14 protein-coding genes are annotated in these 11,105 nt (G+C 68.4%); all 14 read left to right on the top strand.

All coding sequences use genetic code 11. The annotated features are described in order from the left end of the window. The first annotated feature begins 106 nt into the window (after positions 1-106). The 14 genes from CBQ26_RS09150 (at position 107) to CBQ26_RS09085 (ending at position 11,105) form a co-directional block, all read left to right on the top strand. Entirely contained in the window at positions 107-676 is a 570-nt protein-coding gene (locus CBQ26_RS09150) for a hypothetical protein (protein ID WP_088248321.1), read from the top strand. Next, positions 676-1,530 (top strand): P22 coat protein - protein 5 domain protein, encoded by an 855-nt coding sequence (locus CBQ26_RS09145; protein WP_088248320.1) that lies wholly within the window; start codon positions 676-678, stop codon positions 1,528-1,530. Before CBQ26_RS09150 ends, CBQ26_RS09145 begins: the two co-directional genes overlap by 1 nt. Before the next feature lie 62 nt (positions 1,531-1,592). Then, positions 1,593-1,979, top strand: coding sequence for a hypothetical protein (locus CBQ26_RS09140; protein ID WP_088248319.1), 387 nt, complete (start codon positions 1,593-1,595; stop codon positions 1,977-1,979). A gap of 2 nt (positions 1,980-1,981) precedes the next feature. Beyond that, entirely contained in the window at positions 1,982-2,341 is a 360-nt protein-coding gene (locus CBQ26_RS09135; RefSeq protein WP_088248318.1) for a hypothetical protein, read from the top strand. A 1-nt stretch (position 2,342) separates the two neighbouring features. Beyond that, complete coding sequence (locus CBQ26_RS09130; RefSeq protein WP_088248317.1) at positions 2,343-2,666, top strand: head-tail adaptor protein; 324 nt, start codon at positions 2,343-2,345, stop codon at positions 2,664-2,666. After that, the gene (locus CBQ26_RS09125) at positions 2,663-3,004 is read left to right on the top strand and encodes an HK97 gp10 family phage protein (RefSeq protein ID WP_172418000.1); all 342 of its coding nucleotides are present in this window, start codon (positions 2,663-2,665) and stop codon (positions 3,002-3,004) included. The genes CBQ26_RS09130 and CBQ26_RS09125 overlap by 4 nt, the downstream gene beginning before the upstream one ends. Further along, entirely contained in the window at positions 2,997-3,323 is a 327-nt protein-coding gene (locus tag CBQ26_RS09120; protein ID WP_143342036.1) for a hypothetical protein, read from the top strand. The genes CBQ26_RS09125 and CBQ26_RS09120 overlap by 8 nt, the downstream gene beginning before the upstream one ends. A 2-nt stretch (positions 3,324-3,325) precedes the next feature. Beyond that, positions 3,326-3,823, top strand: coding sequence for a hypothetical protein (locus tag CBQ26_RS09115; RefSeq protein WP_088248314.1), 498 nt, complete (start codon positions 3,326-3,328; stop codon positions 3,821-3,823). Continuing rightward, positions 3,824-4,072, top strand: coding sequence for a hypothetical protein (locus CBQ26_RS09110; protein WP_088248313.1), 249 nt, complete (start codon positions 3,824-3,826; stop codon positions 4,070-4,072). After that, a complete protein-coding gene (locus CBQ26_RS09105) occupies positions 4,069-4,452 on the top strand; it encodes a hypothetical protein (protein WP_088248312.1) in 384 nt (127 codons plus the stop codon). Before CBQ26_RS09110 ends, CBQ26_RS09105 begins: the two co-directional genes overlap by 4 nt. A gap of 83 nt (positions 4,453-4,535) precedes the next feature. Continuing rightward, on the top strand, positions 4,536-4,838 hold the full coding sequence (locus CBQ26_RS09100) for a hypothetical protein (RefSeq protein WP_088248311.1): 303 nt from the start codon (positions 4,536-4,538) through the stop codon (positions 4,836-4,838). Beyond that, positions 4,835-9,193: a phage tail tape measure protein gene (locus tag CBQ26_RS09095; protein ID WP_088248310.1), complete on the top strand. Its 4,359-nt coding sequence runs from the start codon at positions 4,835-4,837 to the stop codon at positions 9,191-9,193. Before CBQ26_RS09100 ends, CBQ26_RS09095 begins: the two co-directional genes overlap by 4 nt. After that, a complete protein-coding gene (locus tag CBQ26_RS09090) occupies positions 9,190-10,683 on the top strand; it encodes a hypothetical protein (RefSeq protein ID WP_088248309.1) in 1,494 nt (497 codons plus the stop codon). Before CBQ26_RS09095 ends, CBQ26_RS09090 begins: the two co-directional genes overlap by 4 nt. Beyond that, a complete protein-coding gene (locus tag CBQ26_RS09085; protein WP_088248308.1) occupies positions 10,683-11,105 on the top strand; it encodes a hypothetical protein in 423 nt (140 codons plus the stop codon). The genes CBQ26_RS09090 and CBQ26_RS09085 overlap by 1 nt, the downstream gene beginning before the upstream one ends.

The following is an 11,105-nucleotide window of genomic DNA, read 5'->3' as shown; positions in this document are numbered from 1 at the left end:
TCCCTTAAATCCAGGCAGCAGGGGGCTGAGCGGTATCCCACTCCACAACCGCACTTCGAGGGGCCTTCACGGGCCTCTGAGTGACATCCCCCCACGGAGGTAGCAGATGACGGCACCCAACTCCGACCCCAAGCCCGGCGACAAAGCGCCGGAGACGCCCGCCCCCTCCCCCAACGCCCCCGCGTTCGTGCCCAGCCACGACGCGGAGGTGCTGCGGGAGATCGCCCGCCTCAGCAAAGAGCGTGATGACGCTGTTGCCGAGGCCGACCGTGCCAAGGCACGCGCCGCTGAACTGGAGAGCACGATGACCGAAGCCGAAAAGACCGCACTGGAAAAACGCGCCGCCGACGCTGAAGCCGAGGTGCAGCGCCTCAAGACCGAACAGGAGACCAGCACCCGCAAGGCCGCCCTGACCGACAAGGTGGCCGACGCGGACCTAGCCCTGAAGGTCCTCGACCCGGCCAAGCACCTGAACCCGGACGGCAGCGTGAAGATCGACGCGCTGCTGGCCGATCACCCCATCCTCACGCCCACTGTCACGCCCACCGTGACCAGCCCGGACGGCGGGGGCGGCACGCAGGGCGGCGGCGTCCCCGCCCTGGACACCGCGCTGGCCAGCGGCAGCATCGGGGACATCAACGCCGCGTTCGACGCGGCCCTGAAAGGAGGTAACTGATGCTCACTGTCAGCATTCCCAAGATGTGGTCCGCCCGTATCCTGATGTACCTGGAACGCAGCTTCGTCTTCGGCAGCGCCTTCACCAACCGCAACTGGGAAGGCGAAATCCGCGACGCGGGCAACAGCGTCCGCATCCTCCAGATCGGCGCGGTCACCGTCAGCGACTACACCGGCACCCTGGCCGCCGCCGAGGGGCTGTCCGACGAAGCCCTCGACCTGGTCGTGGACCAGCGCAAGGCATTCAACTTCGTGGTGGATGACGTGGACGCTCGCCAGAGCATCCTGCGCATCGTGGACGAGGGCAGCAAGAACGCCGCCCGCGCCATCAGCGACGTGCGTGACCGCTACGCGGCCAGCTTCCACAGCGCCATCGACGTGGCCAACACCGTGGGCAGCGACGCCACGCCCATCATCATCGGCTTCGGCGCGGGCGAAACGAAACCCTACGACGCCTTCCTGGACCTCACCCAGAAGCTGGACGAGTCGGACGTGCCTACCACCGACCGCCGCATCGTGCTGCCCCCGTGGTTCATCCGCGCCCTGAAGACGCAGTTCGGTGACCGCGCCAGCAGCCTGGGCGACAAGATCACTGAAGCGGGCATGGCCGGGGACATCGACGGCGTGACCGTCTACCAGAGCAACAACGTCGCCAACGTCGCCGGGGCGAAGTACAAGATCATGGCGGGCCTGCCCGTGATCACCTGGGCAGACCAGATCGTCAAGACCGAAACATACCGCCCGGAAGCGAAATTCGGCACCGGCGTCAAGGGCCTGCACGTGTACGGCGCGAAGCTCACGCACCCCAAGGCCATGGCCGTCGGCACCTTCAGCAAGGGCCAGCTCAGCAAGTAAACGCGGCCAGGGGCCGGCAGACCCACCAGGGTTCGCCGGCCGCTCCCACGTAGGAGGGCAGGATGCCTGACGACACGAAAACGAAGAGCGGGTGGTTCCGGCACCGCCGGACCGGGCAGGTGTTCGAAGCGGAGGGCTACCAGTACCAGGAAGCCCTGAAGAACAAGGACCTGGAAGAGGTGGACGCCCCCGGCGAAACCTCCGACCAGTCCCCCAGCAGCAAACTGGTTGCCCTGCGGGAGCGCCTGGCGGGCCTGGGGCTGGACTGGACGGCTGACGACTCGGAAGACGACCTGAACAAGCGCCTGGAAGCGCACACGGTGGTCCTGCGGGAACAGGCCGCCCAGCTGGGCATCAAGCCGCTGATGCCCAACTGGAAGCCCGAGACGCTGACGGACAAGATCCGCGCGGCGACCGCTGAACGCACCCTGGCCACGCCGGAGCCCTGACCGTGAGCCCGACCGCACCCACGGACGCCCTGGGCTGCCTGGCGCTGGCGCAGCGGCAGATCGGGGACGCGAGCGGCTGGACGGACCAGCAGTGGGCTGACCAGCTGGCAGACGACTCCGTGCAGCGCGGCGACCCGGCCACTTCGTACTTCCGGCCGTACCGCACAGCCCTGGCCTACCTGCTGCGCCCTGACCGCGTCCAGGCGCGGACGGAAGGCGACACCAGTGAGCAGTACGTGCAGACCACGGCCACCGCCACCCGCCTCCAGGACCTGGACGCGGAGTGGGCCTCCCGCATCCCCCCGGAGGCCACGCCGGACGCCGGCGAGTGGAGCGGGGACATCGAATGGGGCGGCTGGTAGCGTGAGCGCCCACGCCACCCTGCGGCGCCCGGAGCCGGAGGTCGTGACCCTGCTGGTCCGCACGACCACGGCAGGCCGCCTGGGCGAGGGAACCGCCACCTATGCCCCCGGCGAGACCGTCAGGGCGCGGGTGTCGCCCATCACGGCTGAGCAGGCCAACCGCGCGGGCCTGAGCAGCACCGTCACCCGTCTGCGCATCCGGTTCGTGCCCACCCGCCCCGTGGCCGTGGGGGACCGCTACCAGCTGCGCGGCCGCACGTGGGAGGCCATCAGCGTCGAAGGCCGCACGTCCTACGCCGCCGCCCTGGTCGAGGCCCGGCCGTGAGTGCGGACCTCAGTGGCGTCCGCGCCGCCGCCCTGGACGCCCTCGGGCGCGCCGTGGCCGTGAAGGCGCAGGAACTGCGAACCGAGATCGTGGAACAGCTCAGCCAGCCCGGCCGGGGCCAGACGTATGGGCGGCACACGGCCTCCGCGCCTGGCGACCCGCCCGCCGTGGACACCGGACGCCTCCGGCAGAGCATCGTCGCCCTGAAGGTCGAACGGTACCGCTGGCGCGTCGGCACCAACGTCGATTACGCCCTCGCCCTCGAATTCGGAACGCGGCACATCGCGGCCCGCCCGTTCGTGCGCCCCGCCGCTGAGAAGGTGAGGTCCCGTGGCTGACATGCTGGACACCCTCGCCCTCGCCCGAGACACCCTGCTGGCCCTGCCGGACGTGCCGCCCGTGCTGATGCGCGGGCAACCGGACCCCGGCGGCGAAGAGGTCATCGTCCTCGACCGCGTGGCGGACACCGGCGCACCTGGGTATCGCCGCGCCGCGACCGCCAAGCTCCTCCAGATCACGTGCTACGCGCCCAGCGTGCAGCGCGCACTGGAACTCACAGCCCTGGCCCGCAGCGCACTCGCTGAGGTGGGCTTCGGCTTCATTGGTTCACGCCCCGCGCCAGACGGCACCGGGGAACTCAGCGAGTACCGGAGATAACGATGACTGCACCCACCCCTGATGTCATTTACGGCGACCAGAGCCTCTTCCGCTTCATGGTGCTGACCGAGCCGACCGCCGTCCGCCCCGCCAACTTCGACGCCACTGCGCTGGAGCTGCCGGAGCTGAGCACGTCGGACATGCCGGTCACGATCGCCACCGTCGCCCGCGACACGCCCGCCATGTACGGCACGCCCGCCGCCGGCGGTGGCCCCACCAGCTGGGCGAAACCCAAGGCGGGCCAGGGCAGCTGGACGATCACCCTGACCGGCAACGTCCAGCCCACCGCACCCCAGCGGGCCGCCATGACTGCCCTGCGGGCCGCACGTGGTAAGTACGTCTGGGTGGAACGCCGCACCGACGCAGAGACGGTGAACGAGGGCGGCTGCGCCCTGGTTACCAGCACCGGCAAGCCCATCCCGGTCGAGGGAATCGTCACGTTCACGGTCGGTCTGACTGGATGGGGCCAGCACTTCGAAGACACCAGCACGGCCGTCTGAATGGAACTCATCGCCACCAGTCGCCGTGAGCGGCAGCCGGTGGCCTGCGCGTACGGCGCGTCCCTCAGTGATGACGGGACGCGCCTGCACTGCGAACTGCTGTTCGTGATGCGCGGCCAGACCACCCGAAACATCCTTTTGCGGTGCCCACAAACCAAGACCCGCCTGCGCGTGCGCCTGCCCAAGAGCTTCCTCCGGGCGAAGGGACACGCGCGGGTTTTGAACATCCCACTGGAGGTCCTGAAATGACCCGTAAGCCCCTCGTACTGGACCTGACGCAGGCCGCTGGCGTCAACACCGTGCCACTGGACATCCGCCTGACCGCTGACCGCGTGCTGCACTTCGAGATCCCGGAACGGACCGACGTCGAACGCGCCCGCATGGTGCAGCGACTCGAAACGCTGACCAGTGACGATCAGACCCGCGACGTGACTGTGGACTGGCTGATGGAGTGCGCGGCGAGCGACGTGACCCGCGAGGAGGCCCGGCAGGCTGTGCAGCGGAACACCGCGCTGTCGCAGGTGCTGGCTGTGCTGCTGAGTGGGAGGCTGCCAGACCCAAAAGTGATGGACCGCCTCATGTCCAAGATGCTGGACAGGATGGCGGGCAAGCTGGTGGAAGCGATCTAAGCGAGGAATACGCGCTGATTGCCGCGTTCTTCCCCGGCGCCGGTCCGCCGCAGCACCTGACTCCCACCCAGCGGGCTGGGTACATGAAGCAGCTGGGGCTGGTGCTGTACCTGCGGGACCGCGCCATCCTCGCCTACCACTGGAGCAAGTACCGGGACGAGGACGTGGACGCCCTGCTGAACCCGCCGGAGGAAGACGAACGCGCCAAGCGGCGCGGGCGGGGCTACCGGCGCTTCATCCGGGCCTACGGGCTGCCGGACCCGACCCGCGTGCCCGTCACGGCCGCGCAGGAGTTCCTGGTCGCACTAAAGGCCAACCGCGTGCCCGCATGGGCGCTGAACATCGCTCCGCTCGCGGAGATCAAGCAGGAGGCAGGTGAATCATGACGAGCGGAGGCGGAGCGGGTGGTCCGGCCAGCACGGTCTACATCGACGTGCAGGGCCGATTCGAGGAATTCGAACGGCGGTTACAGGAGATCGAGGCGAACGCCGGGTCTGCTGGCGAACGCACGGGCAGCCGCTTTGGCGGTGCCGTGAGCGTGGGTCTGGGCGTGGCCACTGGCGCGGCCCTGGCGCTGGGTGCGGCACTGATCGGCGCAGCGAAGAGCAGCCTCGACCTGGCGTCGGAAGCCGCTCAGAACGTGGACGAATTCCAGAGCAAGCTGGGCACGTCGCGTGAGGAAGCGGAGCGGTTGGGCGCTGTCGCTGAGCAGGTGTTTGGCGACAACTGGACCGGCTCTCTCTCGGAGGCGGGCGCGGCGGTCGCCAACGTCCGCAAGGAAATCAAGGGCCTGACCGACGAAGAGCTGCGGTCCGTCACCGGCGGGACCGTGGCGATCGCGGAGACCTTCGAGGAAGAGCAAGGGCGCGTCGCTTCTGCCGTGCAGGCCGTCATGGACGCCACCGGCGTAGGCGCCCAGGAAGCCATGGACTTCATCACGGCCGGCTTCCAGCGCGGCCTGAACTCGTCCGGGGACTTCCTGGACACCTTGATGGAATATGGGCCGCAGTTTGAGAAAACCAAACTGCCGGCCGGTGAACTGTTCAGCCTGCTGGAAACCGGCGCCCAGAAGGGTGCCCTGGGCACCGACAAGATTGCCGACGCGCTGAAGGAATTCAGCCTCACCGTCACCGACGTGAACGAGGCCAGCGCCGACACCTACGACCAGCTGGGCCTCAGCCAGGCGAAGCTGGTCAAGGACATCGACAGCGGCAAGCTCACCATCGGAGACGCCTTCAAGCTGGTCACTGAACGCCTGAAGAACGTCAAGGGCGAGGCGGAACGCACCCAGATCATCGCCACCATCTTCGGCGGTGCCGGTGAGGACCTGGCGGCAGGCATCAAGGACCTCGACCTCACCAAGACCAAGCTGGGCGAACTGAAGGGCAGCACCGACCAGCTGAACCAGCGGTACACCAGCCTGAACGACTACGTCACAGGGATGTGGCGGCAGATCCAGCTGGCCATGCTCCCGGTCGGAAAGGAACTGCTGTCCCTCGCCAACGATGCGCTGCCCTACGTGCAGAAGGCCGCCGCGTGGCTGGGCGAACGCCTGCCCGGCTGGATCAAGGCCGGTATCGACGCCGTGAAAGCCTTCGGGACCGGGGCCGTGAACACCTACAACACCGTCCGCCCGGCGATCGACACCGCAGCGGCCAGCGTCCAGAAGTTCAGCGCGTTCCTGGAACGGAACAAGGAAATCCTGATTCCCCTGGCATCCGGCATCGGCACGGTCGTGGCCGCACTCGCCATCCACCGCGTCGCCACCATCGCCGCCACCGCCATCACGACTGCCTGGACGGTCGCCACGACCGCCGCCACGGCCGCCAGCATCGCCCTGCGAGCCGCGATCGCCTTCATCACCGGCCCGGTTGGCTTGGCCGTGGCCGCGATCACCGCCCTGGTCGCCGCCGGCGTGTACCTGTACCGCAACTGGGACGAGGTGAAAGCCAAGGCGCTGGCCATCTGGAACCAGGTCAAGGAAATCGTCATGAACGCCCTGAACGGGGCCGTCACGTTCTTGCGAAACATCGACCTGAAACAGGTCGCCATCGACATGATCGTGGGCTACGTGAACGGCATCCGGGGCGCGGCTCAGTTCGTGTTGCAGGCCGTGCAGAACCTGGGCGGCGTCGTCATCAGCGGCATCAAGAAGATCCTGCGCATCCAGTCCCCGTCCCGCGTCATGGCGGAACTGGGCGAGTTCACCGGGCAGGGCTTCGCACAGGGCATCGAATCCGAGGTGCCGCGCGTGGCGAAAGCCGCGCAGGCGACCGCCGCCGCGTTCCTGGACGCCTTGAGCGACCTGAAGACCGAACAGGCCGTGGGCAAGATCGATCTGGGCGCGTACACCCGCACGCTGGAACAGGCCCGCGCGCAGCTGACGGCGAAGCTCAGCACCGTCAAGGAAGGCACGCCCGTCTACACCGAATGGCTCAAGGCCCTGGCCCTGGTCACGAAGGAACTGGACGGCGTGAAGGGCAAGACGTCCGAAACCCAGAAGGCCGCCAAGGGCGCCGCAGACGAACTCCAGCGCAACCGGGAGCAGATCGCCCAGGGCGAGGCCATGGAACGCTACGTGGCCAGTCTGCGCCGCGCCACCGACGCGCAGCTGAGCAGCGCCCTGGCCACCGCCCGCACCAGCGGCGAAATCGAGAAGTACAACGCCATCAAGAGCGAGCAGAACCGCCGCGAACAGGAGGTCGAGGCGGCCACCCGCAAGAGTGCCGACGCAGCCAAACAGCAGGCAGACCAGCTGGCCGCGAACCGCAAGCAGATCCTGGACGGCCAGGCGTGGGAGGTGTACGTCGAGGGCCTGCGCGGCTACACCGATCAGCAGCTCGCGGCCGCCCGCGCCAACGCGATCGCCGCCGGAGACGGCCAGAAATTCAACGCGGTCCTGAGTGAGCAGAAAACCCGCGCCGATGAGGCCGCGCAGGCCGTGGCCGCCCTCGCCGCCGCTGAACTCGCCGCCGCCAACAGCGCCGCACAGCGGGACCCGCAGGGCGCGGCCAGCAGCGCCTACCGGCAGTCCTACGGCGCGGGCGATGAGGGGCTGATCAAGAGCCTGGCCGCCGTCACTGGCCTCAGCGTGCAGGCCATCCGGGACGACGTGGAAGCCGCCCTGGCGGACGCCAAGAAATTCGCGCCGGACGCTGCCGCCCTGATCGAACGGACCTGGGCGGACGCCCTGGCGCACCGCCGCGCCGTCGCCACCGCAGAGAAGGCCACCATCGCGGACACCACGAAGGCAGAGCAGGACGCCTACGCGGCCCGCGTGCAGAGCGCCATCGACTCCATCCAGCGCCTCAGCGACGCCGGACTGATGGAGCTGTACACCGAAGCCGCCGCCACCCGTGACAGCCGCCTCATGGCCGCCGTCATCCTTGAAGGCGACCGCCGCGCCCAGGAGTTCAAGGCGAACCTGGAAGCGGGCGTGAAGGCCGGCGCGGACGCCCTGGCTGCCCTGGATCTCAGCAGCCTGGGCGGGCGGGACCTCGCCGCCGCCGCCGTGCCCCTGGTGGACGCACAGGCTGAGTTCGAGGCCCTGATGGACCGGCTGCTGGAACTGCGCGGCGAACTGGACACCCCCGGCGTCGCGGAGGCGTTCGTGGCATCCATTGAGGACGCCGGGCGGGCCGGACGCATCAGCGCCGCGCAGGTCGGCCTCCTCAAGGATCAGATCAAGGACCTCCAGACCCTCCCGAAAGGCCCCCTGCTGCCAGACAACCAGCAGGGCCGGGACGCCCCCGGCAGTGACCAGGGCGGGGCCTGGACCAACCTGATGGACCAGCTGAGCGACAAGACCGCAGCAGCAGACCTCGCCCAGGAACTGAAGATCCTGGATGAGGGGCAGCTCGCCGCAGCCAAGTCCGCCGCGCTGGCCACTGAGGACGCCGCCCTCTACGCCGCCGTACTGGCGGAAGAGGAACGCCGCGTCAAGGACAGCGACGCCGCCCACAAGGCGTGGACGGACAACCTGAACAAGATGGGCTTCGACACCTGGGTGAAGGGCCTGAAAGATCTGAGCGACGCGGAACTGCAGGCTGCGCTGGAGGCTGCCCGCGCCGCTGAGAACGTCACCGAATTCAACGCGATCCTGGCCGAAATTCAGGACCGCGAGATCAACGTCACGTTCAAGATCAACGGCCTGGACACCGGCGTGAAGGCGCTCGACGTGTACAAGACGGCCATCAACGGCCTGAGCGGCTTCATCCGCGACACCTTCGAATCCCTGGCCAGCGGCGCGGGCGTCACCGCCGGGAGCGTCGTCAAGAGCTTCGCCGTCATGGCCCTGGGCGTCGTGCAGCAGATTGCCACGATGATCGCCGCGCAGGCCGCCCTGGCACTCGCCACAGCCATCCTGGACGGCGCGACCCTCAACCCCCGCGTGGTCCTCACCGCCGTCGCGGCCACCGCCATCGCCGGCATCGCCGCCGGGTTCGCCGCCAGCATCAGCCGGTCCTCGGCCAGCGTGCCCAGCGGCAGCCCCTCGACTACCAGCAGCGCCCCCATCGCCCAGGAGGCCGCCACCACGGCCAGCAACAACGTCGTCATCCCCACCACGCAGGTCACGGTGGGCGGGAACGCCGACGGCTTCATCAAACTCGACCGCGCCGCCGACAAGCTCCTGGAAGCCGCAGACGTCCTCAGCAAGGGGGTGGACGTGCGCATACAGACCGAATCGCGCAGTGGGCGGTTCGTGAGCCTCGCCTACGACCTGGCCACGGGAGGTCTATGAGCTACGAACTGAAGATCTGGACCGCCAACAAAGGGCTGCTGCTGAACACCATCACCCAGGCCGCTGCCGGCGGGCTGGAGGATGGCTTCAAATGGCAGCTCACCAGCGCCGGGGACACCGTGCAGCTTGAGGGGACCGGACGGAACGATCGCCTGCGGATCGCGCCGCGCAGCGTCGTCTCCCTGAGCGTGGACAGCGAACCTGCCTTCTACGGCATAGTCCCGGACCCGCCTGCCGCCAGCAACCAGGAAACGGACACATGGCAAGTACTGGGCGGCCGCGAGGCTCTGCGCTGCACCCTGATGGACGGCGTGGTGTACCGCAACCAGGGGGTCTACACCATCGCCCGCCACATCTTCAGCCGCCTGACTCCGCCCACCCTGACCTACGACCCCACGCTGATCGGTGACGGCAGCGGCACCGACACCGGCCCGATCATCCCGCTGTACTACGCGCCCACCAGTGACCTGAGCACCGTCCTCAGTGCACTCGGCAAGGCCGCAGGTGTACCTGGCGGCGTCGATGTACGGGGCCGGATCTTCCTCGGACGCCCGGCCGCACCTCCCCGTGTCATCGCCTACGCGGGCCAGCCGTGGCGCCAGCTGCGCGTCCAGGGACGGGAGGCCGTGACGGAGGCGGTGCTGCGGGCCGTCAGTGCCCCCAGCCTGCCCAGCGGTGCCAAGCTGCGCAACAACTACCTCCCGCGCACCGTCACGGTCGCTGCGCAACACGCTCAGCACAGCCTGTACCTCGCATCGAAGAGCGTGGAGCCGCCAGACGGTGTCAGCGTCGTCACTGGGCTGTACGTGACACCCATGACCGGGTCTCAGCATCCCAGCAACCCGGCTCCCATCACCAACGCAGGCAACATGGTCGACGGCGACCCGGACACCTACGCAGAGGTGCCCATCGGGTTTGGGAACCTGATTTTCATGGAAGCTCCGGCCAGCCGCGTGATCGGGTATCGGCTGACATACAGCCTCCCGGACTACAAGCGCCTCGCCGACTTCGATGTGGGCACCTACACCCGGCGCGGAGATTTCGATACGACCCTCTACCTGCCGAACACCGACTCCCGGCAGACCGTTGTGGTCATCATCCCGCCCGGCGCGGACACGACGGGCAACACCTGGTACACCAACGCAACAGTCGAAACTTCGGTGTACTCCACGCCGCCCAGCCCGCCCGTAGTGATGCGCATTTACGACTTCCAGCTGCTGAGCGTTGATGACGTCACCGCCCAGCGCGTGGCCGAAACGTTCCTGCAAGTCCCGTTCACCACGCCCGCAGAGATCACCCTGCCCGGCCTGCTCTCACCCAGTCCGCAGGTCACGGTTACCGGCTCGCCCGACGGTGACGTGACGGGCGACACGGCCCTGTGGGAGTACACCCATCAATCCGACGAACTGCGCAGCACCCGCATCCGCCTGGGCAGTGACGGGCAGAGCGACGTGGGCCGCGCCATCAAGTTCGCGCTCAAGGGGGCCTGATGGCCGGAGAGAACCGTTACGTCCTGCGTAAGCCGGACAACAGCACCTACACCCTCCCGGCAGATGCCAAGGTCGCGCAGGGCGACGGCGAGACACTCCAGTACCGCCTGATCCGCGCGGTGGAATCCGACGAGTGGGAGGAGGCCGGCGACGGCCGCGCGGTCCCCACGCCGCTGGTACTGGTGTGCACGATCGAGGCCAGCACCGAAGCCGCCGCGAGTGCGGAAGCCACAGCCCTGTGGGAGTTTGCGAAAGCCTCCCGGCGACTGGAACGCGACGGCCGCGTATACCGCCCGTACCGCGTCCCGCTCAGCTTCGTGACCGTCCACCAGGCCGGCGATCAACACACCTGCACCCTCACGCTGCTGCCCAGTGGTAGCCGGTGGCTGTCCATCGCAGACGACACCCCCCGCCTCTTCTAG

The sequence above is a fragment of the Deinococcus indicus genome (assembly GCF_002198095.1).
In the GTDB taxonomy this organism is placed as follows: domain Bacteria; phylum Deinococcota; class Deinococci; order Deinococcales; family Deinococcaceae; genus Deinococcus; species Deinococcus caeni.
The sequence above is the reverse complement of the archived record's forward strand: the minus strand, read 5'-3'. Positions and strand labels throughout refer to the sequence as shown.